The sequence below is a fragment of the Microbacterium sp. AC035 genome, from assembly GCF_979258485.1.
In genome coordinates this window covers 3,082,263-3,107,713 of record NZ_OZ409858.1, presented here as the reverse complement: position 1 = coordinate 3,107,713, position 25,451 = coordinate 3,082,263, and the positions used below count along the sequence as shown (strand labels likewise).

Below are 25,451 nucleotides of genomic sequence, written 5' to 3'. Positions count from 1 at the left end.
GCCGATGATCGGCCGGCCACCCGACGCTCCGATCAGGCCTTGCCGGCGTCGATGTTCGTCTGAGTGTCCGCCTCGCCCTCGGCATCCGCCGAGACGCTCTCCAGGCGCTCCGGGAACAGCTCGTCGAGATCGAGGTCGGGGTTCTCCTCCTGCGTCTCGACCAGCTCGACGGCCTCCTCGATCGTCTGCACGCTCGGCATCGCGCCGGGGAGGGGTCTGCGTGCGGATTCCTTGAGCACGATCACCGCGATGAAGCCGGCGATCGACGTGCCGATCACGTAGAACGCCGGAGCGAGCGACGAGCCGGTCAGCTGCACGAGCGCCTCCATCACCACCGGCGCGGTGCCGGCGAAGAGCGCGACGGCGAGGTTGTACGAGATGCCCATGCCGCCGTACCGCGACGACGTCGGGAAGAGCGCCGGCAGCGACGACGCGAGGTTCGCCACGTAGAACGTCACGGGGAAAGCGAGCAGCACGAGCCCGAGCAGGGTCGACCAGATCTCGCCGTGCATCATGAACAGGAACGACGGCACCGCCAGCACGATCGCCGAGATCGAGCCGATGAACAGCACCTTCTTGCGTCCGATGCGGTCGGACAGCTTGCCCGTGAGCGGGATGCAGAGGGCCATCGCCACGAGCACCGGCAGGGTGAGCAGGGTGCCGTGCACCTCGTCGTAGCCGAGTGTGCCGGTGAGGTACGTCGGCATGTAGGAGGTGAGCGCGTAGCCGACCGTGTTGGCGGCGGCGACGAGCACGAAGGCCGTCAGCAGCTCGCGCCAGTACGCGCGGATCAGTGCGAGGACGCCCTTGGGCGCATCCGCGGAGGCCTGTGCGTCATCAGCCGCGCGCTTCGCCGACTCCTGCGCCTCCTGGAACGCCGGAGTGTCTTCGATCTTGAGACGGAAGTAGATCGCGATGAGCCCGAGCGGCAGCGCGACGAGGAACGGGATGCGCCAGGCGAAGCCCTGCATCGTCTCGGCCGACAGCGTGAGCTGCAGGATCGACACGAACGCCGCGCCGATCGCGAAGCCCATGTACGAGCCGAGGTCGAGCAGCGAGGCGTAGAAACCGCGGCGCTTGTCCGGCGCGTACTCCGTGATGAAGGTCGTGGCACCGGCGTACTCGCCGCCGGTCGAGAAGCCCTGCGCGAGCTTGAGGACGATCAGCAGGATCGGGGCCCAGATGCCGATCACCGAGAAATCGGGAAGGACGCCGATCAGGAACGTCGCCGCCGCCATCATGATGAGCGTGAACGCCAGCACGCGCTGGCGGCCGAGGCGATCACCGAGCTGGCCGAGCACGATGCCGCCGAGCGGACGGGCGACGAAGGTCACCGCGAACACGCCGAGAGAGAAGAGCGACTGCGCGCCGGCCGACGCGTCCGGCAGGAACGCACGTCCGATGATCACGGCGAGATAGCCGTAGACGCCGATGTCGTACCACTCCATCAGGTTGCCGACCACGGTCCCGGCGACGGCACGGCGCAGCATCGGGCGGTCGACCACGGTGACGTCCTCGACGGTGAGTCGTCGCGGTTCGTCCGTCGTCGGTCGCAGTCGACGGATCAGTCGCTGCCACAGGCTCAGGGTGGTGCTCTTCAGGGGATCGGACATCCTGCCATCTTCCTTCTCTTGCGGCATCCGCGTCGTATGCCGGGCCGCACAAACGGCGGGGAGGCGGCTTCCGCCACCTCCCCGCCCTGTGTCGCCGGTGTCAGCTGTTGAAAGCGTCCTTGACGTTCTCGCCGGCCTTCTTGACGTTGGCCTTCGCCTGGTCGGCGCGGCCCTCCGCCTCGAGCTTCTCGTTGTCGGTCACCTTGCCGGCGGCCTCCTTCGCCTTGCCGGCGAGGTCCTGAGCGGCGTTCTTGATCTTGTCATCGAGTCCCATGGGGGATCCTTTCTCTTATCAGCGGTGGTCTGTGGTCGGAATCCTGCGGGGTGTGCTCACAGGGGGATGTCGAGCGCCGAGGCGGCCAACGGCAGGGATCCTGCGGCGATGACGGCGATGAGGCCGACGACTCCGGCGGACTTCCAGAGTGGAGGGCGCGAGGGGGCCAACGGGACGCCGCGCATTCCGGTCGAGCGGCCGATTGCTTCCCGCGCCGAGAGCGGAGCGAGGGCGACGGAGTCGATGGGGGTGACGCGGCGCGATCGGAGCTCACGACGGGTGAGCTCCTGCGTTGCTGTCGACATGGGGTCCCCTTCCTCGAACGAAAGATTACTAGATGAACTAGTGATTTGCCAGCCTAGTGAAAAGTTCGGGCATCGCGCATACGCTCGAGCCATGACCGAACTCACGCAGCCCACCGGGCACGAAGAGGCCCTGCGCGCCCTCCCCCGCGAAGACGGATCGGCACCGCGCGTCCTCGTTCTCGGGGCGACCGGATACATCGGCGGGCGTCTGACGCCGCGATTGTTGAACGCCGGATACCGGGTGCGCGCACTGGCCCGCGACGCCGCGCGAGCGGCATCCTTCCCCTGGGGTGCGGAGTGCGAGATCGTCGAGGGTTCAGCCGACGACGCCGACGCAGTGGCAGAGGCGATGCGTGATGTGGACGTGGTCTACTACCTGATTCACTCGATGACCGCGGGCAAGGGCTTCGAAGAGAGCGATGAGCGAGCGGCCACGACGGTGGCGGATGCCGCGGCGAAGGCCGGAGTGCGACGCATCGTCTACCTCGGCGGGCTGCACCCCGACGACGTGAAGCTGTCGCCGCATCTGCGCTCCCGCGTGCGGGTGGGAGAGATCTTCCTCGATTCGGGCGTGCCGACGCTCGTGCTGCAGGCGGGCGTCGTGATCGGCTCGGGTTCTGCGTCGTTCGAGATGATCCGCCACCTCACCGATGTGCTGCCGTACATGCCCGCGCCGAAGTGGGTGCGCAACCGCATCCAGCCGATCGCGGTGCGCGACGTGCTGCACTACCTGCTGGGCGCTGCCCGGGTCGACGCCGACGTGAACCGCGCGGTCGACATCGGCGGACCGGATGTGCTCCGCTACGGCCAGATGATGAACGGCTATGCGCTCGAGGCGGGGCTCCGCCAGCGTGCGATCGCCGCGCTGCCCGTGCTGACTCCCGGTCTCGCATCGCACTGGGTGAACCTCGTGACGCCCGTCCCGCGGTCGATCGCCCGCCCGCTCGTCGCCTCGCTGCAGAACGAGTGCATCGTGAAGGATCGAGCGATCGACGACCTCATCCCCCGCCCCGACGGCGGGCTGACGCCGTATCGGACGGCGGTCTCGCTCGCGCTCGGCCGCGTCGACGCAGACACCATCGAGACCAGCTGGCAGGATGCCGAGGTCTCGGGCGCCCCGAGCGATCCGCTGCCGAGCGACCCCGACTGGGCCGGTCGCACCGTCTTCACCGACACACGCAAGCTGCGCACCGCCGCTCCGGTCGACGGACTGTGGCGTGTGATCATCGGCATCGGCGGCACGAACGGCTGGTATTCGTCGAAGTTCCTCTGGGCCGTGCGGGGCTGGATGGACCGCCTCGTCGGCGGAGTGGGACTGCGCCGCGGACGCCGCAGCAAGGCCGAGGCGCGAGTCGGAGACGCGATCGACTTCTGGCGCGTCGAGGCCGTCGAGGAGCCGGGCCGCGAGACCGACTCCTCCCCGGCGAGCGGTGGACTGCTGCGGCTGCGCGCCGAGATGAAGGTGCCGGGTGAAGCATGGCTCGAGCTGCGCGCGCTGCCGGACGGCGACGGATCGCGCTACGAGCAGCGTGCGGTGTTCTTCCCGCGAGGGCTCGCCGGCCGGTTGTACTGGTTGGCGGTGCTGCCCTTCCACGGGTTCATCTTCGCGGGAATGGCGGCGAAGATCACCGCCGCTGCTGCGGTGCCGGTCGAGACGCTCGCGGCGGGTACGGCGGGTGCGGCGGGTGCGGCGGCGCCGGCGGCGCCGGAGGCGGCATCCGCCTGAGCCCCTCCCATCTCGCACGCCTTCGCGTATGCGGGGTCCGTTTCGGCATCCGGACTCACGGGGGGTCCTGGGCGGGGTCACTTTCGCATCGCGACTCACGTGCCAGGTCCATGCGGGGCCACTTCCGCATCGCGACTCACGTGCGGGGCCACTTTCGCACGCCAAACGGCCGAATCGGATGCGGTATTGACCCCGCACCGCGATGAGGTCCGCGGGTAGGGCAACCTCACGCCCGGCCCACGGCGCATGCGGGGCCACTTCGGCATCCGGACTCACGTGCGGGGTCCATGCGGGGCCACTTCCGCATCGCGACTCACGTGCGGGGCCACTTTCGCACGCCAAACGGCCGATTCGGATGCGGTACTGACCCCGCACCGCGATGAGGTCCGCGGGTAGGGCAACCTCACGCCCGGGCCACGGCGCATGCGGGGCCAGTTACGCACCCGGGATGCTAGGCGAGGCCACTTCCGCATCGGAAACGGGCGATTCGGATGCAGTACTGGCCCCGCACCGGGCCGCGGCGCATGCGGCGCAGTTACGCACCGGTGCGAAGAGGCTCGCTCAGCGAGGCCGGAGCCACGCCGAGCAGCAAGGCCGTAGGCGCATTCGCGATTCCGTGCGGGGCCACTTCCGCATCGGCGATTCCGTACGGGGCCACTTCCGCATCAGAGGTTCCGTGCGGGGCCACTTCCGCATCGGAAACGGGCGATTCGGATGCAGAACTGACCCCGCACCGGGCCGCGGCGCATGCGGGGCCAGTTACGCACCGGTGCAAGGAGGGTCGCTCAGCCAGGCCGGGGCCAGGCCGAGCAGCGAGGCCGTAGGCGCATTCGCGATTCCGTGCGGGGCCACTTCCGCATCGGAAACGGGCGATTCGGATGCAGTACTGACCCCGCACCGGGGCGACACCACGCGCGGGGTCAGTAACGCATCTTCGTCAGGACGGGCGTTCAGCCAGGCCAGCAGGATCCGAACCGGGTTCGGTGCCCGCACCTGCGCCCGCATCCGCACCGGCAACGGCTTCCGCACCCGCACCGGCACCGGCACCGGCACCTGCATCCGCACCGGCACCGGCACCTGCACCTGCACCTGCACCTGCACCTGCACCTGCATCCGTGTCGGTCGCGCCGGCATCGGGGATGATGTCGATCGCCTCGGTCGCGGTCGCGTAGACCTCGGCGAGGCTGTCATCGACGTCGGCCTCGTCGATCCAGGCGAGGTCGTCTTCGGAGTGGTCGTATTCCACCGGCACGAGGGCGAAGTCGTCGCCGTACTCCTCGAGACCTGCCATGACGCTGTGGCGCACAGCCATGCGGGCATAGCGATCACGCAGGATCATCGGGTCGCGCCGCAGATCCTTCATGAACGCGACCATCATGAACGCCATGATCACCGCGAACGGCAGAGCGGCGATGATCGTGACGTTCTGCAGCGACTTCAGACCGCTGCCCTCTTCGCCGGTGACGAGCAGCACCGCGGCGATCACCCCGACCAGCACGCCCCAGACCACGGCGACCCAGCGGGACGGCTCCGGACGGCCCTGCTGTGAGAGCGTGCCCATGACGAGCGAGGCAGAATCGGCTCCGGTGATGAAGAAGATCGAGATGAGCAGGATCAGGACGATGCTCGTGATCAGAGGGAAGGGCAGGTTCTCGAGCACACCGAAGAGCACCTCCTCGGGCGGATCGACGGAGAGGTTCGCACCGTCCATCTGCTGCTGGATCGCCGTCGTGCCGAAGATCGCGAACCAGACGAGCGAGATGACGGCGGGCACGACGATGACGACCGACACGAACTGGCGCAGCGTGCGGCCGCGCGAGATCTTCGCGATGAACATGCCGACGAACGGCGACCACGAGATCCACCACGCCCAGTAGAAGATCGTCCAGCTCGACAGGAACATCTGAGCCTCGTCGCCCTGCGATGCCGAGCGGGCGACCATCTCGGGCAGATCGCCGAGGAACTGCACGGCGACCGACGGGATGACGTTGAGGATCAGCAGCGTCGGGCCGACGAAGAAGACGAAGAAGGCGAGCAGCAGCGCGACGACCGCGTTGATGTTCGAGAGCGCGCGGATGCCCTTCGAGACGCCGGAGACGGCGGACGCGATGAAGCACGCGGTGAGCACGGCGATCGCGGCGATGAGCACGCCGTTGCCGAGTTCGCCGATGCCACTGACGATCTCGACGCCGTGGCCGATCTGCAGCGCACCGAGGCCGAGCGAGGCCGCGGTGCCGAAGAGCGTGACGATGATCGAGAAGATGTCGATCGTGCGGCCGAGAGGTCCGGTCGTGCGGCCCTCTCCGAGCAGCGGCGCGAAGATCGACGAGATCAGGGGCGTGCGGCCACGGCGGAACGCGCCGTAGGCGATCGCACCACCGACGAGCGCGTAGAACGCCCACGCCTGAGGTCCCCAGTGATAGAGCACCTGGGCCTGAGCCGTGTGCATGGCCTCGAGGGTGTTCGCCTCGACGGTGCCGGGCGGCGGGTTCTCGAAGAACGTGAGCGGCTCGGCGGCGCCCCAGAACACGAGGCCGATGCCCATGCCGGCGGCGAACAGCATCGAGATCCACGAGAACATCGAGAACTCGGGCTCTTCGTCGTCGCGACCGAGAGGGATGCGTCCGTAACGGCTGAAGCCGACGAACAGCATGAAGACCAGGATGACGGTGGCGATCGTCGTGAAGAAGAAGCCGAAGTACTCGACGACCCAGGCGAGGACGGTCGAGGTCGTGCCCGAGAGGTTGTCGCCCGCGAACACTCCCCACGCGATGAACGCGATGGTCAGTGCGACGGCGACGCCGAACACCAGCGGATCGGTGCGATAGGTGCGCCCAGTCTCTTCGACCGAGACGCCCGGAACGAGCGCCGGGTGCACGCCGCGCGGCGGCACGGCAGCTATGTCACGGACTATCTTCTGCGCGGCTTCGGTGGCCTTGGCCGCTTGGCGCACTGCCGCGGTGTTGGTCTTCGGAGCGTCGGTGCGCGTGGGCGTCTTGTCGTCCGGAGTGTCCATGAGAACCAATTCTCCCATGCCGGCATTCTGCGGCGGGGACGGGAAAACCCAGATGACTCGGTCGATCCGCGGTGCGTCAGGGTGGGACGCGCCGCGCGGATGCCGGACGCTGCGGGTTCTCCGGGCGCGTCAGCGCGGGTTCGGGCGGGCCAGCACGGGATCGGGCGGGTCAGCACGGGTTCGAATGCGCCAGCACGGGTTCGAACCCGTCAGCACGAACGCGCCAGCACAAGCTAGCCGCAGCCGCGGGCCGGGATGCCCGATGCCCCTCAGCGCTGGCGACGCCCGCCGAACACCGAGTGCAGCAGCGGCAGCGCCGAGACGCAGATGAGGGTGATGCCGAGCGGCGGCAGAGTCGCGACGAGCAGCGCCCCGCCGACGAGCATGGCGGCGAACAGCACGCCCGAACCTATGCGTCGGGCGATGCCCTCGAGCCGATCGAGGCGGCGTTCGAGGGCCGACGTGTCGAACGTGACGTTGCCGTCGTCGACGCGGGTGATGATCGCGTCGATCCGCTTGGGCAGACGGTAGGTGACGGCGGCGGTCTCCATGGCCTGTTGCGCCATGTCCTGCATGAGGTTGCCCGATTCGTCGCGCAGCAGCCGCGCGGCATAGGGCTCGGCTGCGTCCCACACGTTGAACGAGGGGTCGAGGCTCGAGCACATGCCGGAGGTCAGCGACACGGCGCGGATCAGCAGCAGCATGTTCTCGGGAAGCTGCAGCGGGAGCGAGCGCACCATGTCACCGAACTCGTCGGCGAACTCCGTGAACTCCCGAGGGTCGACCTTGCTCAGCTCCGCGAAGCCCATGCCGCCGAAGCGGGCGAACAGTGCCCGGAGTGCGCGTTCGAGCTCGGCGGTGTCGGCCGATGGCAGCAGCACGCCGATCTCCTGCGCCGCGGTGACGAGACCACGGCTGTCACGTCCGGCGACGGCGATCAGCAGCGTGCGCAGACCGTCGCGAAGGTTCGCGGGCACCTCGGCCATCATCCCGAAGTCGATGAATGTGAGGCGGAAGTTCCTGCCGGTGGCGGATGCCGGCTCAGGTGTCACGAAGATGTTGCCGGGGTGCGGATCGGCGTGCACGAAGCTGTGCGTGAACACCTGGTCGAACATGACCTCGGCGAAGACATCCGCGACCTCGGACGGATCGATGCCGGCCGCCCGCAGAGCGTCGGTGTCGTTGATCTTGACGGCCGTGACGTCAGACAGCGTGAGCACGCGACGCGTCGAGCGCTCCCAGACGATCTCGGGGGCGTCCACACGCGCATCGCCGGCGAAGTTCTCGCGGAACCGCTCGGCGCTGGCCGCCTCGTGCAGGTAGTCGATCTCTTCGAGGCTCGTCTGCGCGAACTCCTCGACGAGCCCCGGGGCGTCGACACGGTCGGCGACCAGCCGCACGCGCGTCAGCCACCGGGCGACGCGGCGGAGAGCCGCGAGGTCGACCGCGACGATCTCGTCGATGCCGGGGCGCTGCACCTTGACGACCACGTTGCCGAGACCGGTGTCGACGGCATCCTGGGCGGAGAGACGGGCGCGATGCGCCTGACCCAGGGATGCTGCGGCCACCGGCGTCTCGTCGAACCAGGCGTACGCCTGCTCGAGCGGCATCCCGAGCTCTGCCTCTGCGGCGGCGCGGATGCCGGAGAACGGCACCGACGGAACCTCGTCCTGCAGGCCCTCGAGCTCTTTCGTGATCTCGGGTGGCAGCACGTCGAGGCGCGACGACATGAACTGCCCCACCTTGATCATGAGCCCGCCGAGCTCGACCGCGAGCACGTGGAAGCGCTTCGCGAAGCGCTGCATGCGCGGAGCGCGGGTGCGCTCGGCGATCGAGCTCATCCCGAAGCGAGGCAGGACGAGCTCGAACCACCAGATCTTGACGAACTCGCGCGCCGCGAACGACAGGATGCGGCGGTACCGGGCACGATGGGCGCCCTGCGCCGCAGCATCCGTCATGTGTCGTCCCTGGTTCGTGTGCGATCAGTCCTGAGCGAGGATCGAGTACAGCCTACGGCGGGCCTCGTCGAGGATCTCGATCGCCGCCTGCACCTGCTCAGGCGATCCGCTGCGGCCCACCTGCGCGGCTGCCGCTGCGAGGTCGACGCCCGCCTTGGGCAGAGCCGTGAAACGGGGATCGTTGCGGTGACCGTCCTTCGTCGAGCTCGACTCCCAGGGTGCCGGTGCCTCGATGGTCTCGGTCGCGACCGCACGGCCGGCCTCGGTGAGCGAGTAGGTCTTGCGACCGTTCTGCTCTTCGGCCTCGATCAGGCCCTCGTCGGCGAGCAGCTGCAGCGTCGGGTAGACCGAGCCTGCGCTCGGCTTCCACGAGCCGCCACTGCGCTCGGCGATCTCGTTGATGATCTGGTAGCCGTGCATGGGCTTCTCGGCGAGGAGCGAGAGCACCGCGGCGCGAACGTCGCCCTTGGCCATGCGGGTGCCGCCGGACGGACGCTGCTCGAACGACTTGCGCAGCTGGTCGAGTGCGTCGAAGAGGGTGCCGGCCGGGCCGTTGGTCCCGCCGAAGCCGCCGGATCCGAAGATGCCGCCCAGCGGGTTGTCGGTGTTGCCTGCGCCGTTGCCTGCGCCGGTGCCGAAGGGGAATGCGTTGTTCATGATGACCTCCCGGAAGTGGTGAGCGATAGTCAACGATATATCGTTAAGGCTGAGTGCCGGGTGGGAATCCGACGCCGATTGCACGGCGCATTCCTGAACGCAAGCCCCGTGCGTCGCACAGCCGACGATGTTTCACTGATGTCGATGTCGAATATCCCTGCCGTTTCCCCCGCGTCCACCTCCATCCGAGTGAGCGTGGTCGTCCCCGTGTTCCGACCGGGAGCAGCGTTCGACGAACTCATCGACTCGCTCGACCGGCAGACGCTCGCCCACGACCGATTCGAGGTGCTGCTGTGCGACGACGGCTCGGGCGAGGAGACAGCGTCGCGGCTGGTCGAGATCGCGCGCGATCGTTCCTACATCCGCGTCGCGTACCTGCCGCATTCCGGATGGCCGGGAACGCCTCGCAACCACGGCATCGACGATGCCCGCGGCACCTACATCCAGTTCGTCGATCAGGACGACTGGCTGTATGACGGCGCTCTCGAAACCCTCTGCGACTACGCCGACCAGCATTCCTCCGATGTCGTGGTGGGCAGAGAGGTCGGGATCGGACGTCGACTGCCGAGTCGGATCTTCCGCCGCGACATCCCCCGCGCTCGCCTCGGCGAGGATCCGCTGCTCGAGATGCTGACGCCGCACAAGATGTTCCGCACCTCGTTCCTGCGCGAGAAGCGCATCAGATTCCCCGATGGCAAGGTGCGGCTCGAGGATCACCTGTTCGTGATGCGGGCGTACTTCGAGGCGTCGACGATCTCCATCCTGGCGAGCCGACCCTGCTACGCGTGGGTCAAGCACGCGGGCAGCGCGAGCTCGTCGCGGATCGAGCCGGAGACGTACTTCCCGCACCTCGAGGCCGTGCTCGACCTGGTCGAGCGATACACCGAACCCGGAAGGCTGCGTGACAGACTGCTGCGGCACTGGTTCCGCGGCAAGATCCTGAAGCGACTGGCGGGCAAGAAGTTCCTCGGGTACCCGGACGAGTATCGCGAGCGTCTGCTCGATGTGGTCGGACCGCTCGCGAAGCGTCGGTTCGGGCCCGGCGTCGACGGCGGCCTCTCGTTCCCGAACCGCATCAGGGCGTCTCTGCTGCGCGCGGATCGGCGAGCCGATCTGGTGAGCTTCGCGCGGTTCGAGACGGAGATGACGTGCCGCGCGGTCGTGACGTCGGCGCGGTGGTCACGGGGCGGCGGCCTGTACCTGACGATCGACATCTCGATCACGCGCGACGGGCGGGACGCCCTCGTGTTCGAGCAGGGCACGGGGCGCCTCACCTCCTTGCCCGTCGCGATGGACGGCCTGCCGACCGGCCTCGTCGAGGCGGGTCGCGAGTTGCAGAACGATCGCGTCGAGCTGCTGCTGCGCGACAAGGCAGCCGGATTCGAGCGTCGCGTGACGACCCTGCACCCTCGGAATCTCGGCGCGATCCCCGTGGCGATCGATCCGCTGAAGGTGTTCCGCCCCGACGACGAGACCCGGGGAGCGAAGCTCGTCGTGACGGTGCGACGCGGGGGCTGGACGTTCGATGTTCCCCTCACCGCGGATGCTGCGACGCTCGCCGCCGCCGGACGCTCACCTCTGCTCGCAGGGCGCACCTGCACACCGGTTGCGGGTCACGGCGGTGCGGTCGAGCTGCGCCGGCAGTGGCCCGGCGGGCGACTGAAAGAACTCGCCGGCCGTGCGGTCCGTCGGGTGCGGAGCGGTTCGCGCAAGAAGTGACGGGATGCCGCCTCACCGCGGAATCGTGAGCACCTCGGCCCCGGTCTCGGTGATCGCGATCGTGTGCTCGGTGTGCGCGGTGCGGCAGCCGGTCGCGCTGCGGAGGGTCCAGCCGTCTTCGTCGGTGATCAGCTCGGCAGTGTCGGCCATGACCCACGGTTCGAGGGCGAGCAGCAGACCGGGGCGCAGTCGGTAGCCACGACCTGGACGCCCGTCATTGGCGACGTGCGGGTCCTGATGCATCGTGGAGCCGATGCCATGGCCGCCGAACTCGAGGTTGATCGCGTAGCCCGCAGCGCTCAGCACGGTGCCGATCGCGTGCGAGAGATCGCCGATGCGGGCACCCGGACGAGCCACGGCGATGGCTGCGGCGAGCGCTCGTTCTGTCGCGTCGATCAGAGCGAGGTCTTCGGATGCAGCGGTGTCGCCTACCACGAAGCTGATGGCGGCGTCCGCCGAGATCCCGCGCAGCGTGACCGCGAGGTCGAGGGTGAGCAGGTCGCCGTCGGCGAGGGCGTAGTCGTGCGGCATCCCGTGCAGCACCGCGTCGTTGACCGCGGTGCAGACGTAGTGGCCGAAGGGCCCGCGCCCGAACGAGGGGGCGTAGTCGACGTAGCAGGACTCGGCCCCGGCATCCTCGATCATCTGCTTCGTCCAGCGGTCGAGGTCGAGCAGGTTCACGCCGACGGTGGTGCGTTCTTTCAACGTCTGGAGGATGCTGCCGACGAGCGCCCCGGTCTCCCTCGCCCGGGCAAGCTGGTCGTCGTTGAGGATCTCGATCATGGTTGTCTCCGCATCCGGCGTCGGCCGTTCCAATAACTATCCCGGTAATACTATCCCGGTATTAGAATGGGCGCATGATGGTGCGCATGCCGCTGACTCCTGCCGAGCTCGAACGCGGAGAGCGCCTCGGTGCCCTGCTGCGGCGAGCGCGCGGCGAGCGGTCGATGCTGAGCGTCGCCCTCGATGCGGGCGTCTCACCCGAGACCCTGCGAAAGATCGAGTCGGGTCGCGTCGCGACTCCCGCCTTCTCGACCATCGCCGCGATCGCCGGCGTGCTGCACCTCTCGCTCGACGCGGTCTGGGCCGAGATAGAGCCTCCGGTGCGCACGATCGGTCGCGCACAGGTCGCGTCCTGAGATGGCGCAGGCGCTGATCACGGGCAGCTCGCGCGGCATCGGTCGCGCGGTTGCTCAGGCACTCGCGCGTCGTGGCGATCGGGTCGTGGTGCACTACGGCCGTGACCGGGATGCCGCCGAAGAGACCGTCGCGTCACTCGACGGCACCGGCCATGCGATCGTCGGGGGAGGCCTGGGCGATCCTGCCGAGGCGCAGCGCGTGGTCGAGGAGGCCATCGCCGCTCTGGGCTCCCTCGACATCCTGGTGAACAATGCCGCGGTCGCGCCGAGCGTGGCCAATGAGCATCGCGTCGACTCGACGTCGTACGCCGAGTGGCAGGCCGCGTGGTCTGCCATGGTCTCCGTCAACCTGCTCGGGGCGTCGAACGTGACGATGCTCGTGGCGCAGCACATGATCGAGCGCGGCAGCGGCGGGGCGATCGTGAACGTCGGGTCGCGTGGGGCGTTCCGCGGCGAGGCCGACCACCCCGCATACGCCGCGACGAAGGCAGGACTCCAGGCGTTCGGTCAGTCGATGGCCCTGGTGCTCGCTCCGCACGGCATCTCGGTGACCTCCGTGGCCCCCGGCATGGTGGCGACCGAGCGACAGTCGGCGAAGCTCGAGGGAGATCGGGGCGACAGCATCCGCGGTCAGAGTCCGTTCGGTCGCGTCGGCACACCCGAAGAGGTGGCGGATGCCGTCGCCTACCTCACGTCTTCCTCGGCGGTGTGGGCGTCGGGCACAGTGCTCGACCTCAACGGGGCGTCGTACTTCCGCTGAGCTTCGGGCAGCGTCCCGCCGCGCGAACAGGCCGCCGCTCGGGAGGAGCTCGCCCCGGGAACCCGGGTTCCGGCGCCTCAGGCGCGCAGCACCGAGTCCAACAGCCCCGGGAACAACTCGTCGAGCTCGTCTCGCCGGAGCGTCAGCATCCGTCGTCGCCCGTTGGGCTCGTTGCGGATGACCCCCGCCTCGCGCAGCACCTTCATGAAGTGCGACTTCGTCGACTTGGGCAGGTTCGGGTCGGTCGCGTGGCACTCGGCCATGTCGAGGGGGCCGTCGGCGAGCTGCCGCGCGATGGCCAGACGCTCGGGGTCGCTGAGCGCGAAGAGCACGTCAGTGAGCTGGATCTCGGCACGATCCGGATGCGGGAGTTCGCCTGGCATGGTTCGAGAATAGTTGAACAATCATCGGAACGCGAGTACGCTCCGATAGTTCGATGATTCTCGAACTCAAGACTCGAGACTGACCCCGCGGGAGCACGCATGACCACCACGGCACCGATCGCAACGACCCCGGCGTCAGCATCCGTCATCCGCCGCCCTCGGTTCGGATTCGCGCTGGCGATCGTCACGCAGATCGCGATGATGACCGGTGCGAGCGCTCCTTCCCCGTTCTACCCGGTGCTCGCCGCAGAGATCGGCTTCGACGCGATCGTCATCAGCGCGGTCTTCGCCGTGTACGCGATCGCCCTGCTGCTGGCGCTGCTCTCGGCCGGCGCGCTCTCCGACCACATCGGACGTCGCCCCGTCGCGATCGGCGGACTGCTGCTCCTCGCCGGAAGCATGCTGCTCTTCTGGCACGCCGATTCGGTCGCGACCCTCATGCTCGCGCGCATCCTGCAGGGCGCCGCGAGTGGTGTGCTCATCGCCGCGCTCTCGGCCGCCGCCCTCGACCTCGCCCCCGGCGGACGTTCGAGGGTCGCCGCCCTGTGGAACGCCCTCAGCCCCGGAATCGGCCTCGCGCTCGGAGCCCTCATCTCCGGCATCGCGCTGGACGTGACCGGCCAACCGCTGCTCGACGTCTTCGCGCCGCTCACGATCATCTACGTCGTGCTCGCCGCGCTGTTCTTCCTCGCACCCGAGACCGCGCCGCTGCATCCCGGAGCATGGGGGTCGCTGAGTTTCCGGCTGTCGGTGCCGGCCGGCATCCGCTCGGACTTCTGGCGCGGCGCCCCGGCGATCATCGCCGGATGGGCGACCGGCGGACTCTTCCTCTCACTCGGCGCCAACATCGTGCGCACCGAACTCGGCGGCGACGCCCACGTCTGGCAGGGACTCGCGGTCGCGATGCTGGCGGGCGTCGGCGCGATCACGGCATTCGTGTTCCGCAATCGGAAGCCCCGCACATCGGTGATCTTCGGCACCGCGGCGCTCGCGACCGGAACGGCGCTGTCGCTCTGGGCCCTCTCGTCCGAGTCGCTCCCCTTCTACCTCGCCGCGACCGCCATCACCGGCATGGGCTTCGGCACCGCCTTCTCGGGAGTCGTCGCCTCACTCGCACCGCGCATTCCTGCGGCCGACCGCGCCGACGCCTTCGCCGTGATCTACCTGCTCGCCTACCTCGCGTTCGGGGTGCCTGCCGTCATCGCCGGGACACTGGTCGGAGCGTTCGGGCTCGGAGTCGTGTGCGTCGGATACGGGGTCGTGGTCATCGTGCTCGCGCTGGTCGCACTGGTGCTGCGGGGGCGCCGGGCGGAGTAGGGCTCGGGCACGGGTCCTCACCCCTTCGGGCGGAGAACTCCCTCTCGGGAGGAGATTTCCCCCGAATCCCTCCTCCCGAAGGGGAGATCTCCTCCCGAGGCGGCGACCCGAGCACGCCGCGCACGACCCTCACCCTCTGGGGCGGAGAACTCCCTGTGGGGAGGAGATTTCCCGCGAATCCCTCCTCCCGAAGGGGAGATCTCCTCCCCAGGCGGCGACCCGAGCAGGGCGCACACGACCCTCACCCTCTGGGGCGGAGAACTCCTCCTCGGGAGGAGATTTCCCGCGGACACCTCCTCCCAAAGGGGAGATCTCCTCCCGAGGCGGCGACCCACGACATCCGGCGTCTTCCCCTATCGAACGATTAACGATAGATTTCTGTTGTTACTCGACGAGAGGCGGAGTCATGGGCAAGTCGACGATCATCGTGTTGCGGGTCGTGATCGTGCTGGCGCTGATCGGATCCGTGGCGGTGCAGGCGCTCGTCGTGCCACTGCTGTGGATCGACCTCGGCGCCGAGGAGCTGTGGGGCGGGATCGCCCTCGTATCGATCGTGGTCCTCGGCGTCGGAACCCTGCAGGTCTTCGGCATCTGCGTGTGGATGCTGCTGACGAAAGTGCGGCGCGGATCGATCTTCTCCCCATCGTCCTTCCGCTATATCGACGTCATCATCGGGGCGATCCTCGTCGCCGCCGCACTCGCCTGGATCCTTGCGGCGATACTCGCACCGGGCTCGGCCGCTCCGGGTCTCGTCGCGCTCATCGGCGGGGCGGGCGTCGTGCTCGGAGGCATCGCCCTGCTGGTCGTCGTCATGAAGGCGCTGCTTCGGCAGGCCATCGAGCGCGACACCGAAGCACAGTCGCTGCGCTCGGAGCTCGACAACGAGGTGATCTGATGCCCGTCGTCGTCGACATCGACGTCATGATGGCGCGGCGCAAGATGGGAGTCGGCGAGCTGGCCGAGCGCATCGGCATCACTCCCACGAACCTCGCAGTGCTGAAGAACGGTCGCGCGAAGGCCGTGCGTTTCTCGACCCTGGACGCGCTGTGCGAAGTGCTCGAGTGCCAGCCGGGCGACATCCTGCGCTGGGAGGCGTGAAGGGCCGGGCCGCATCCCTGCCGCGCACACGCAGCGAAGGAGATTCGCGCTTCCGACGGCCAGTTTCCGGGAAAATCTCCTTCGGAAGCGCGAATCTCCTCCGCTAGCGCACGAAATGAGCGGATGCCGGATGCGGATGCAGGATGCGGATGCAGATGCGGATGCAGGATGCGGATGCGGATGCGGATGCGGATGCAGGATGCGGATGCGGCGCGCTACCGCCCGGCGAGCAACTCCTGCAGCCGGGCGGCCTCGCCCTCAGCCATCCCGTAACCGTGCTCGGGCCCGGGATACACACCTTGCCGCACCTCGCTCGCATACGCCGCCACCCCGGCGATCGAGACGCCCCGCACATCCGCATAGCGTTTGACGAACTTCGCGACCCCGCCCGCATAGATGCCGAGCAGGTCGTGGAAGACGAGCACCTGGCCGTCGGCATCCGCTCCCGCCCCGATGCCGATCAGCGGAATGCGCAGCAGGGGCGCGAGCGCCGCGGTGACCTCCGACGGGACTGCTTCGATGACCAACACCGAGACTCCGGCATCCTGCAGGGCAAGGGCATCCTCGATCACCGTGAGCGCGGCATCGGCGGTGCGTCCTTGCGCGCGGTATCCGCCCAGCGACGTCGCGGTCTGCGGGGTCAGCCCGACATGTCCGACCACGGGGATGCCGGCATTCACGAGCGCGCGGGCCCGTTCGACCGTGGCGCCGCCGCGTTCGATCTTGACCAGGTCGACGCCCGCCTCTTTCACGAAACGCTGCGCGGTCGCGACGGCGATCTCGTCCGATGCCTCGTACGACCCGAACGGCAGATCGCCCACGAGCAGCGGCTTCTCGAGTCCGCGCCGCACAGCCTTCGTGAGCATGAGCATCTCGTCGATCGTGACGGGCACCGTGCTGTCGTAGCCGAGCACGGTCATCGCGGCCGAGTCACCGACGAGCACCATGTCGACGCCCGCCTCCTCGACGATCTGCGCGCTGGGGAAGTCATACGCGGTGACCATGACGATGGGCTCGCCGGCAGCCTTCTTCGCGGTCAGATCGCCCAGAGTCAGGCGCTTGGTCGGGGCGGCATGGGTGCTCACGGGGTGGCCTCGGAGGTGTCGGTGGTGGTCAGCAGATGGTTGTCGATCAGTCGCGCGGCGCCGACGCGGGCGGCGACGAGCAGCAGCGCATCCCGCTCGACACAGGTCACCGGCTGCAGGGTCTCGGCATCCCGGAGTTCCAGGTATTCGGCGGCGATCCCCGCTTCCACGAGGACAGACTGCGCGACGGAACGGATGCTGTCGCCGTCGCGCTCCCCCGCCCGGTGCACCGCATCCGCGGCGTCGAGGGCGCGGTTGAGCGCCGTCGCCTGGGCGCGAGCATCCGCGTCGAGATACACGTTGCGGGAGCTCATGGCGAGTCCGTCGGGTTCTCGGACGATGGGGCAGGCCACGATGCGCACGTCGAGGTCGAGATCGCGCACGACCCGGCGGACGACGAGCACCTGCTGCGCATCCTTCTGTCCGAAGTAGGCGACGTCAGGCTGCACGACGCCGAAGAGCTTGGTGACGACGGTGGCGACGCCGTCGAAGTGGTGGGGTCCGCGGCTCGCGCCGTCGAGCACCTCGGTGATGCCCGCGACGCGGATCGTCGTGGCGAAGCCGTCGGGGTAGATCTCGGCGGGCTCCGGTGCGAAGAGGATGTCGACGCCCTCGGACTCTGCGAGCGCGGCGTCGCGGGCCTCGTCACGCGGGTAGGTGCTGAGGTCCTCGTTCGCGCCGAACTGGGTCGGGTTGACGAAGAGCGAGACGACGACGAGACCGTTCTGCTCGCGTGCCGCGCGCATGAGCGAGAGGTGACCCTCGTGGAAGGCGCCCATGGTGGGGACGAGTCCGACAGTCCGGCCCTCGGCGCGGGCTTCACGGACCGCGGCTCGCACCTCGGCGATCGTGCGCAGGATTCTCATGCCTCGGGCTCCTCGGTGGCGGCCGCGTGATCGGCAGTCGCGTGGGTGGTCGCGTGCGGCGCTCGCCCGGCGACCGCACGGGTGGCGGTGGCGAGTGCGTCGAAGAGGTCTCGGTAGTCGGCGGATGCTGCGCGCTGCCGCGCCACGGTCGCTTCGTCGCCGCGCGCGATGGGGCCGGTGAGAGCGGATGCCGCGCCGGATGCCGCCCAGTTGTCGACCGTCTGACGCACGAGCGGTGCGAGGTGCGATCGGTCGACCCCGGCGTCAGCAGCGAGGCGCTCCGCCGCATCGAGCACGGTGAGCACGAAGTTCGAGGCGAAGGATGCCGCGGCGTGATACTCCGCGCGGTGGGCGTCGTCGACGTGGAACGGGTTCGCGCCCAGCGCCCGCGCGAGATGCTCAGCCACCTCGAGCGCCGCGGCCGTGCGGCCATCGACGGCGATGCCGATGCCGTGAAAGACCTCGGACGGCTCCGTCCCCGTGAAGGTCTGCAGCGGGTGGAGGCTGAAGTCGACGTCGGTGAGCGGCGTCGCACCCGAGACATGGGCCACGAGCCGCGCGTGCGGTCGCGCGGCGAAGGCCACGGCGGGGATGGCCGAGTCGGGAACGCAGAGCAGTGCGATGTCGGCATCCGGCATCCGGTCCTCACGGCGCAGAGGACCGACGACGACGAAACCCTCCGCGCGAAGGGCTCGTGCGAGTACGCCGCCGAGACGGCCGGCGCCGACGATGGCGATGGTCGTTTCAGGGGCGAGAACAGGGGTGCTGTGCATGTCGATTCCCCGGCCGAGACGGTAGGCGCGGATGGGACGAGTATCCGCCCGAGACGGGGTGCGCGCAAAATCTGAGAGCAAAGCGCACATTGATCTGCGCTCATTAGTTGCAGAAATAACCAGCGATTCCTCTGTGTTGTGCGCTTAGTGATCCCGAGCGATAACCAAACCGGTCGTTGAGCGAGGCTGGCGAAGCCACCCGAGACGAAACGCTCCAAACGCGACGACGCCACGGACCCGAGCTACAGGTAGTACGTACGCGAGAGCCGTTCTCCGTCTTCGCGGACCCACTCGAGCGTGACGCCCCGCACCGCAGGACCCCCGAGGATCTGGTGCAAGAGCACTTGGAAGGATGCCGTCGGCGGCACGTCAAGTGGCAACTGATCCCGAAGGGTCAAAGCGATCCCACCTGTGGAGGTGATTCCCGAGACGACCAGGAGCTGTCCGCTCGTGTTTCGAAAGGTCCCGAGCTGACCGTCGCTGTCGAAGCTCCACGGCTCCGGCCCCACAGTCGCGGTCCCCGACAGCCGCACTCCGAAGGTCACATCAGCCTCGCGCTGCACCGTCGGTTCACGGTTGAGCGCCTCGCCGATCTCGCGCACACCGCCCTTTGCCGAGAGGCTGTTGATGAACGCGATGACCGCGACCGTCGACGCCGCGATGGAGGCCACCGCACCCAACCACGAGGGCACGACGACGCCCCAGAAGTCGGTGGGCAAGGGTTCCATGACCGCACTCTATCCACGAGCTCCGACACGGGACAGGGGCGGTCTGCTCCGTGACGAGTCCTCCCACGTTTCGTCTAGTCGACTTCGTTGTCTTCGCTCAACGACCGGGGGAGTCAACTTCTCTCAACCGACGGGCGACGTTGTGCCACATTTCGCTCTCACACCATTCGGTATCAGTCGCGAAGAAGAGAAGCGCCCGTCACGCGTAACGCTCGGCCAGCCAGGCTTCGCCGACGATCGGGATGCCGTAGTCACGGGCCTTCCGAGCCTTGCCCGACAGAGAGTCGGGGTCAGCCGCGATCACGAGCCGCGCGGCCTTCGTCACGGCCGGCTTCGGAGTGAAGCCGTGATCGCGCAGCCGCTGCTCCCATTCCGACCGGGGCCGGGCCATGTCGCCCGTCAGTACGACGATGTCACCGGGTGTCAGCGCGAACGCCTCCGCGGGTGCGGCCTCGGCGATCTCCACCGGTTGGGCGAGGGCATCGAGTACGACCTCCGTGGGGACTTCGAGCAGATGAGCGACGGCGAGCAGGTCGGAGCGCTCGCCCTCGGTGACCACGCCGTCTGACCACGCGATGCGCACCAGCGCGGAGAGGTAATCGCGGTGGAGTCGTTCGACGGTCGCACGGCCGAGACCTGTGCGATCGGCGTGCGCCACCAGCGCATCCTTCTCGTGCTCTGACAGGTAGCGATCGAGCAGACACCGCTCGACGAGCGCGACGTATTCGGCCTGCTCGTCCGAATCGCTGATGTCGGGAACCCTGTCGACGATGCGCTCGAGGAAACTCGGTGAGTACTCCTCCACGCCGGTGCGGGCCAGCCACGGGCGGCGCTCGCCCGCGTGCGGAGCGAGCCGCTCGGCGCTGCCGAGAAGCTCCGTCCATGACGACAGCCCCGTGCTGGCGACGAAAGCTCCGAGCAACTCCGCAGTCGCGCGTGCATCGACCGCGGCACGGTGTCCGCCGTTCAGGTCGATGTCGAAAGCGGCGCAGCAGTCGGCGAGGGTCGTGCTGCCTCCGAGATGAGTGCGCGCGAGACGCATGGTGCAGAGGCTGACGAATTGCACACCACCCCAGTACGCTGCACGCCCGAGCTCGGCCTGCAGGAACCGCATGTCGAACGAGGCGTTGTGGGCGACGACCACTCTCTGCGAGAGGAGCTCGACGAGGTCCGCTGTGATGTACGAGAACTGCGGTGCGCGCAGGATCTCGCGAGCGCTGATGCCGTGGATGTCCTGCCGCCCGAGATCACGTCCCGGGTTGATCAGGGTCTCCCACTGCCCGGTGATCGTGCCGTCGGGCTCGGAGTGCACGACCGAGATCTCGATCGCGCGGTCCGTGCCCTCGGCATGGAACCCGGTCGTCTCGAAGTCGATCGTCGCGAAGCCGGAGGACGGGGTGGGGATCACACTCATGATCGCCAACTTATCGGCGAAGTCCGACGTCACTCGGGGGTGACACGGATGCCCCCGCATCCGCCGTACCCTTAACCGTTCTGCCCCATCCCCGGGCACCTTCTCTGGAGCTTCCCCATGTCTGCACTCGCGGTCGACGATCGTGCCCGCTATCGGGCGAATCCCACGGTGCTTGACGCACTGAAGAGTCCGCGGATGCTGACGCGCGAGGTGCTCGCGGGGCTCGTCGTGGGGCTGGCGCTGATTCCCGAGGCGATCGCCTTCTCGGTGATCGCGGGCGTCGACCCGAAGGTGGGGCTGTTCTCGTCGTTCATCATGGCGGTGTCGATCGCGTTCCTCGGTGGGCGTCCGGCGATGGTGACCGCGGCGACCGGAGCCGTCGCACTCGTGATCGCACCGGTCGCGCCGACGTATGGGATGGACTACTTCATCGCGACAGTGATCCTGGCGGGCATCTTCCAGGTGATCCTCGGGGTGCTGGGCGTCGCGAAGCTGATGCGGTTCATTCCGCGCAGCGTCATGGTCGGTTTCGTGAACGCGCTGGCGATCTTCGTGTTCAGCTCGCAGTTCCCGCAGCTGATCGATGCGCCGTGGATGGTGTATCCGCTGGTCGCGCTGGGAATCGTCGTGATGATCGTGATGCCGAAGATCACCAAGGTCGTGCCGGCGCCGCTCGTGTCGGTGGTCATCGTGACGGCTGTGGTGCTGACCTTCGCGATCGCGGTGCCGACGGTCGGCGATCAGGGCGAGCTGCCGAAGAGCCTGCCGGAGCTGTTCATCCCGAACGTGCCGCTCACGTGGGAGACGTTCACGATCATCGCGCCGTTCGCGCTCGGGGTCGCGCTGGTCGGACTCATGGAGTCGCTGCTCACCGCGAAGCTCGTCGACGAGATCACCGACACCCACTCGAACAAGACGCGCGAGTCGTGGGCTCAGGGCGTGGCGAACATGCTCTCCGGAATCTTCGGCGGCATGGGCGGATGCGCGGTGATCGGCCAGACGATGATCGGCGTCAAGGCCTCGGGCGCCCGCACGCGCATCTCGACCTTCTGCGCCGGCATCTTCCTCTTCCTGCTCGTCGTCGTCTTCGGCGACTTCGTCAGCACGATCCCCATGGCCGCCCTCGTCGCGGTGATGATCATGGTCGCGATCGGAGCCTTCGACTGGCACAGCGTCAAGCCGTCGACCCTGAAGCGGATGCCGAAGAGCGAGACCTTCGTGATGGTCGCGACCGTGGTGCTCGTGCTCCTCACACACAACCTCGCGGTCGGCGTCGTCGGCGGCGTGCTGGTCGCATCCGTGCTGTTCGTGCGCCGCGTGGCTCACTTCGTGTCGGTCGAGCGCTCGGTCGACCGCTCGGTCTCGGGCGACGTCGCCCGCTACGTCGTGAATGGCGAGCTGTTCTTCGCCTCGAGCAACGATCTGACCACCCTGTTCGAGTACCCCGACGACCCCGAGCACGTGGTCATCGACCTGTCGGGCTCGCACATCTGGGATGCGTCGACGGTCGCCGCTCTGGATGCGATCGAGACGAAGTACGCAGCTCTCGGCAAGACGGTCGAGATCGTCGGGATGAACGAGAGCAGCCAGCGGATGCGGGGGCGGTTGACGGGCGGGTTCGAGTAGAGCCGATCTCCTCGGGGGAATCGGCCGCCACGGTCAGGAGCTGACTGCAGCGCCCGGCCGCGTCACCGCACCAGCGACGGCCGCTTGCTGTCGAACGTCCAGCCGGGCACGAGGTACTGCATCCCGATGGCGTCATCCCTGGCGCCGAGCCCGTGCTCGACGTAGAGCTCATGCGCCTCGGCGAGCCGCGCGCGGTCGAGCGTCACCCCGAGCCCCGGACGGTCGGGCACGCGCACCGCACCGTCGCGGATCTGTGGCGCATCGACGGTCAGCTGCTGACCGTCCTGCCAGATCCAGTGCGTGTCGAGCGCCGTGATCTCGCCGGGCGCCGCTGCTCCGACCTGCGTGAACATCGCCAGGGAGATGTCGAAGTGGTTGTTGGAGTGCGACCCCCAGGTCAGGTCGAAGTCGTTGCACAGCTGCGCGACCCTCACCGAACCGGCCATGGTCCAGAAGTGCGGGTCCGCGAGCGGGATGTCGACGGCATCCGAGCGGATCGCGTGGGCCATCTCGCGCCAGTCGGTCGCGATCATGTTCGTCGCCGTGCGCAGCCCGGTGCGCCGCCGGAACTCCGCCATCACCTCCCGACCCGAGAACCGGCCCTCGGCACCGCACGGGTCTTCGGCGTACGCCAGCACATCACGCAGACGCCGGCCGATGCGCACCGCATCGTCGAGCAGCCACGCACCGTTGGGGTCGAGAGTGATGCGCGCCTCGGGAAAACGCTGCGCGAGCGCGGTGACGACATCGGCCTCGACATCGCCGTCGAGAACACCGCCTTTGAGCTTGAAGTCGGAGAAGCCGTATCGAGCCTGCGCGGCTTCGGCCAGGCGCACGACGCCCTCCGCCGTCATCGCCTCCTCGCGACGCACGCTCTCCCAGTCGTCGCCGCTCTCGCGTCGGTAGGGAAGGTCCGTGCGGTCGGGGTCGCCGATGAAGAACAGATACCCCAGCATCGGCACGCTCTCGCGCTGCTGACCGTCGCCGAGCAGCTCGGCGACGGGCACACCCAGGTGCTGCGCGTGCAGATCGAGGAGCGCGGATTCGATGCCCGTGACGGCGTGCACGGTGGTGCGCAGATCGAACGTCTGCAGCCCGCGGCCACCGGCGTCACGATCGGCGAAGCGCGTCGCGATCTCTCGGAGCAGCGAACGGTATCGGCCGACCGGCCGGCCCACGAGCAGCTCGCCGGCTTCTGCGATCGTGCGGCGGATCGACTCTCCGCCGGGGACCTCGCCGAGGCCCTCGCGTCCGTCCGAGTCGGTCGCGATGACGATGTTGCGCGTGAAGAACGGCCCGTGCGCTCCCGAGAGGTTCAGCAGCATCGAGTCGTGGCCGGCGACCGGCACGACCTCGATCTTCTCGATGGTGGGCACGGCGGTCATGCCGACGCCTCGCGCCGCCCGTCGATGAGACGCGGCAGATGCCAGGGGTTGGCCTCACGCAGCGCCTCCGGAAGCAGCTCATCGGGGATGTTCTGATACGCCACCGGGCGCAGGAACCGCTCGATCGCGAGCGTTCCGACGCTCGTAGTGCGCGAGTCGCTCGTTGCCGGGAACGGCCCCCCGTGCACCATCGCGTGCCCGACCTCGACCCCGGTGGGCCAGCTCCCCGCGAGGATGCGCCCGACCTTGCGCTCGAGCACCGGCAGCAAGGCGGCCGCGAGCTCATGATCGTCCGCGCTCAGCTGCAGTGTGGCGGTCAGCTGACCCTCCAGCTGCGACGCCGCCTGAATCAGCTCCGACACATCTCCGTAGCGCACCACCAGCGACGCCGCGCCGAAGATCTCCTCGCTGAGCACGGGGTTCTCCTCGAACGACGGCAGGTCGGCGGCGTGGATCACCGGCGCCGGCGCGTGCGGACCCTCGCCGTCCGTTCCCCGCGCGAGCACCTCCGCGTTGGCATCTCTCGTCGCGACGCCCTCGCGCCACGCGGCGGCGATGCTCGGTGAGAGCATGGTCTGCCCTGTCGCCGAGCGAAGCGAGTCCGAGACGGCCCGCAGGAATGCCTCCCCCTGCTCTCCGCGCGGAACGAACACGACACCGGGCTGCGTGCACAGCTGCCCACTGGAGCCCGTGGCGCTCTGCACGTATCCCGCGGCGAGCGCCTCCACGTCGCCGTTCAGGGCACCCGGCAGGATGAACACCGGGTTCACCGAACTCATCTCGGCGTACACGGGAATCGGCACCGGCCGTGCCTGTGCCGTGCGCACCAGCGCGAGGCCGCCTTCGCGCGATCCGGTGAATCCGACCGCGTGGATGTTCGGGTCGGCGACGAGCGCCTGGCCGACACTGCGTCCGGGCCCGAAGATGTGCGAGAACACACCCGGGTGCAGACCGTGCGCGGCGATGGCACGTGCGATCGCCGACGCGACGAGCTCGCTCGTGCCGGGGTGCGAGCTGTGCGCCTTGAACACGACCGGGCAGCCTGCTGCCAGGGCGGATGCGGTGTCTCCCCCGGCGGTCGAGAACGCGAGCGGGAAGTTCGACGCCCCGAAGACGCCCACCGGCCCAAGGGGGATCTTGCGCTGGCGGATGTCGAGGCGGGGCATCGGCGTGCGGTTCGGCAGCGCCGGATCGATCCGCACACCGCGGTGCTCACCGGCGCGGACGACCTCGGCGAACAGTCGCAGCTGCCCGGTCGTTCGAGCCCGTTCCCCGATGATCCGCGCCTGCGGCAGTCCGGTCTCCTGCATCGCCCGCTCGATCAGCGTGTCGCCGATCGCCTCGATCTCGTCTGCGATCGACTCGAGGAACGCCGCGTGAGCCTCGGGGTCGAGGCGCGAGAACGAGGTGAAGGCCTCCGCCGCTGCCGCCGTCGCTTCACGGAGCTGCTCGACGTCGATCTGCGAGTAGGGCGGGTCGAGCTGCTCGCCGGTGGCGGGCTCGATGGCGCGCAGCGCTGTGCCGGTGCCGGGCACGGAACGCCCGGCGATCGAAGAATGCCCGGTGAGGACGGCGGCGGTCATGTCACACTCCTTGGGTCGAAGACGGG

The 25,451-nt window shown here is 68.5% G+C and carries 23 protein-coding genes; 8 read left to right on the top strand and 15 right to left on the bottom strand.

The genetic code is table 11. The annotated features are described in order from the left end of the window. Window positions 1–32: 32 nt before the first annotated feature. The 3 genes from ACZ0AA_RS15040 to ACZ0AA_RS15030 form a co-directional block, all read right to left on the bottom strand. Window positions 33–1,613 carry an MFS transporter gene (locus ACZ0AA_RS15040; RefSeq protein ID WP_463513431.1) on the bottom strand — a complete coding sequence of 527 codons (1,581 nt, stop codon included), beginning with the start codon at window positions 1,611–1,613 and terminating at the stop codon, window positions 33–35. Window positions 1,614–1,713: 100 nt separating this feature from the next. Further along, window positions 1,714–1,887, bottom strand: coding sequence for a CsbD family protein (locus ACZ0AA_RS15035; RefSeq protein WP_082477872.1), 174 nt, complete (start codon window positions 1,885–1,887; stop codon window positions 1,714–1,716). A gap of 56 nt (window positions 1,888–1,943) precedes the next feature. Beyond that, complete coding sequence (locus ACZ0AA_RS15030; RefSeq protein WP_463513430.1) at window positions 1,944–2,192, bottom strand: hypothetical protein; 249 nt, start codon at window positions 2,190–2,192, stop codon at window positions 1,944–1,946. A gap of 91 nt (window positions 2,193–2,283) precedes the next feature. Between ACZ0AA_RS15030 and ACZ0AA_RS15025 the strand changes: the two genes are divergently transcribed. Continuing rightward, window positions 2,284–3,918 (top strand): SDR family oxidoreductase, encoded by a 1,635-nt coding sequence (locus ACZ0AA_RS15025; RefSeq protein ID WP_463513429.1) that lies wholly within the window; start codon window positions 2,284–2,286, stop codon window positions 3,916–3,918. A gap of 937 nt (window positions 3,919–4,855) precedes the next feature. Here ACZ0AA_RS15025 and ACZ0AA_RS15020 read toward each other — a convergent pair. From ACZ0AA_RS15020 to ACZ0AA_RS15010, 3 genes are all read right to left on the bottom strand, one after another. Then, a complete protein-coding gene (locus ACZ0AA_RS15020) occupies window positions 4,856–6,934 on the bottom strand; it encodes a BCCT family transporter (RefSeq protein WP_463513428.1) in 2,079 nt (692 codons plus the stop codon). A gap of 269 nt (window positions 6,935–7,203) precedes the next feature. Next, window positions 7,204–8,892 (bottom strand): ABC1 kinase family protein, encoded by a 1,689-nt coding sequence (locus ACZ0AA_RS15015; protein WP_463513427.1) that lies wholly within the window; start codon window positions 8,890–8,892, stop codon window positions 7,204–7,206. Window positions 8,893–8,916: 24 nt separating this feature from the next. Continuing rightward, window positions 8,917–9,549, bottom strand: coding sequence for a PadR family transcriptional regulator (locus tag ACZ0AA_RS15010; protein WP_463513426.1), 633 nt, complete (start codon window positions 9,547–9,549; stop codon window positions 8,917–8,919). A 144-nt stretch (window positions 9,550–9,693) separates the two neighbouring features. Here ACZ0AA_RS15010 and ACZ0AA_RS15005 point away from each other — a divergent pair, with 144 nt between their 5' ends. Next, a complete protein-coding gene (locus ACZ0AA_RS15005; RefSeq protein WP_463513425.1) occupies window positions 9,694–11,268 on the top strand; it encodes a glycosyltransferase family 2 protein in 1,575 nt (524 codons plus the stop codon). 12 nt (window positions 11,269–11,280) lie between these two features. Here the strand turns inward: ACZ0AA_RS15005 and map are convergent, their stop codons facing one another. After that, window positions 11,281–12,051 (bottom strand): type I methionyl aminopeptidase, encoded by a 771-nt coding sequence (gene map / locus ACZ0AA_RS15000; protein ID WP_463513424.1) that lies wholly within the window; start codon window positions 12,049–12,051, stop codon window positions 11,281–11,283. 77 nt (window positions 12,052–12,128) lie between these two features. Here map and ACZ0AA_RS14995 point away from each other — a divergent pair, with 77 nt between their 5' ends. Beyond that, window positions 12,129–12,407: a helix-turn-helix domain-containing protein gene (locus ACZ0AA_RS14995; protein WP_400864712.1), complete on the top strand. Its 279-nt coding sequence runs from the start codon at window positions 12,129–12,131 to the stop codon at window positions 12,405–12,407. A gap of 1 nt (window position 12,408) precedes the next feature. After that, a complete protein-coding gene (locus ACZ0AA_RS14990) occupies window positions 12,409–13,167 on the top strand; it encodes an SDR family NAD(P)-dependent oxidoreductase (RefSeq protein ID WP_463513423.1) in 759 nt (252 codons plus the stop codon). Between the two features lie 77 nt (window positions 13,168–13,244). On the opposite strand, the gene ACZ0AA_RS14985 is transcribed toward ACZ0AA_RS14990, so the two are convergent. Next, window positions 13,245–13,550, bottom strand: a complete 306-nt coding sequence (locus tag ACZ0AA_RS14985) for an ArsR/SmtB family transcription factor (RefSeq protein WP_463513422.1) — start codon at window positions 13,548–13,550, stop codon at window positions 13,245–13,247. A 99-nt stretch (window positions 13,551–13,649) separates the two neighbouring features. Between ACZ0AA_RS14985 and ACZ0AA_RS14980 the strand changes: the two genes are divergently transcribed. The 3 genes from ACZ0AA_RS14980 to ACZ0AA_RS14970 all read left to right on the top strand — a co-directional run bounded on the left by ACZ0AA_RS14980 (window position 13,650) and on the right by ACZ0AA_RS14970 (window position 15,965). After that, window positions 13,650–14,867, top strand: coding sequence for an MFS transporter (locus ACZ0AA_RS14980; RefSeq protein ID WP_463513421.1), 1,218 nt, complete (start codon window positions 13,650–13,652; stop codon window positions 14,865–14,867). Between the two features lie 406 nt (window positions 14,868–15,273). Next, window positions 15,274–15,762 carry a DUF2975 domain-containing protein gene (locus ACZ0AA_RS14975; protein ID WP_463513420.1) on the top strand — a complete coding sequence of 163 codons (489 nt, stop codon included), beginning with the start codon at window positions 15,274–15,276 and terminating at the stop codon, window positions 15,760–15,762. After that, window positions 15,762–15,965: a helix-turn-helix domain-containing protein gene (locus ACZ0AA_RS14970; protein WP_042540715.1), complete on the top strand. Its 204-nt coding sequence runs from the start codon at window positions 15,762–15,764 to the stop codon at window positions 15,963–15,965. The genes ACZ0AA_RS14975 and ACZ0AA_RS14970 overlap by 1 nt, the downstream gene beginning before the upstream one ends. Before the next feature lie 215 nt (window positions 15,966–16,180). Here ACZ0AA_RS14970 and panB read toward each other — a convergent pair whose 3' ends face one another. The 5 genes from panB to ACZ0AA_RS14945 form a co-directional block, all read right to left on the bottom strand. Continuing rightward, entirely contained in the window at window positions 16,181–17,050 is an 870-nt protein-coding gene (gene panB / locus ACZ0AA_RS14965; protein WP_463513419.1) for a 3-methyl-2-oxobutanoate hydroxymethyltransferase, read from the bottom strand. Further along, window positions 17,047–17,916, bottom strand: a complete 870-nt coding sequence (gene panC / locus ACZ0AA_RS14960) for a pantoate--beta-alanine ligase (RefSeq protein WP_463513418.1) — start codon at window positions 17,914–17,916, stop codon at window positions 17,047–17,049. The genes panB and panC overlap by 4 nt, the downstream gene beginning before the upstream one ends. Continuing rightward, window positions 17,913–18,689, bottom strand: coding sequence for a Rossmann-like and DUF2520 domain-containing protein (locus ACZ0AA_RS14955; protein WP_463513417.1), 777 nt, complete (start codon window positions 18,687–18,689; stop codon window positions 17,913–17,915). Before ACZ0AA_RS14955 ends, panC begins: the two co-directional genes overlap by 4 nt. Before the next feature lie 242 nt (window positions 18,690–18,931). Then, window positions 18,932–19,417, bottom strand: coding sequence for a hypothetical protein (locus tag ACZ0AA_RS14950; protein WP_463513416.1), 486 nt, complete (start codon window positions 19,415–19,417; stop codon window positions 18,932–18,934). A 199-nt stretch (window positions 19,418–19,616) separates the two neighbouring features. Beyond that, a complete protein-coding gene (locus ACZ0AA_RS14945) occupies window positions 19,617–20,831 on the bottom strand; it encodes an exonuclease domain-containing protein (protein WP_463513415.1) in 1,215 nt (404 codons plus the stop codon). 117 nt (window positions 20,832–20,948) lie between these two features. Between ACZ0AA_RS14945 and ACZ0AA_RS14940 the strand changes: the two genes are divergently transcribed. After that, window positions 20,949–22,457: a SulP family inorganic anion transporter gene (locus tag ACZ0AA_RS14940; protein WP_463513414.1), complete on the top strand. Its 1,509-nt coding sequence runs from the start codon at window positions 20,949–20,951 to the stop codon at window positions 22,455–22,457. A gap of 62 nt (window positions 22,458–22,519) precedes the next feature. On the opposite strand, the gene ACZ0AA_RS14935 is transcribed toward ACZ0AA_RS14940, so the two are convergent. Both ACZ0AA_RS14935 and ACZ0AA_RS14930 read right to left on the bottom strand, forming a co-directional pair. After that, a complete protein-coding gene (locus tag ACZ0AA_RS14935; protein ID WP_463513413.1) occupies window positions 22,520–23,842 on the bottom strand; it encodes an enolase C-terminal domain-like protein in 1,323 nt (440 codons plus the stop codon). Then, window positions 23,839–25,425 carry an aldehyde dehydrogenase (NADP(+)) gene (locus ACZ0AA_RS14930; protein ID WP_463513412.1) on the bottom strand — a complete coding sequence of 529 codons (1,587 nt, stop codon included), beginning with the start codon at window positions 25,423–25,425 and terminating at the stop codon, window positions 23,839–23,841. The genes ACZ0AA_RS14935 and ACZ0AA_RS14930 overlap by 4 nt, the downstream gene beginning before the upstream one ends. Between the last annotated feature and the right edge of the window lie 26 nt (window positions 25,426–25,451).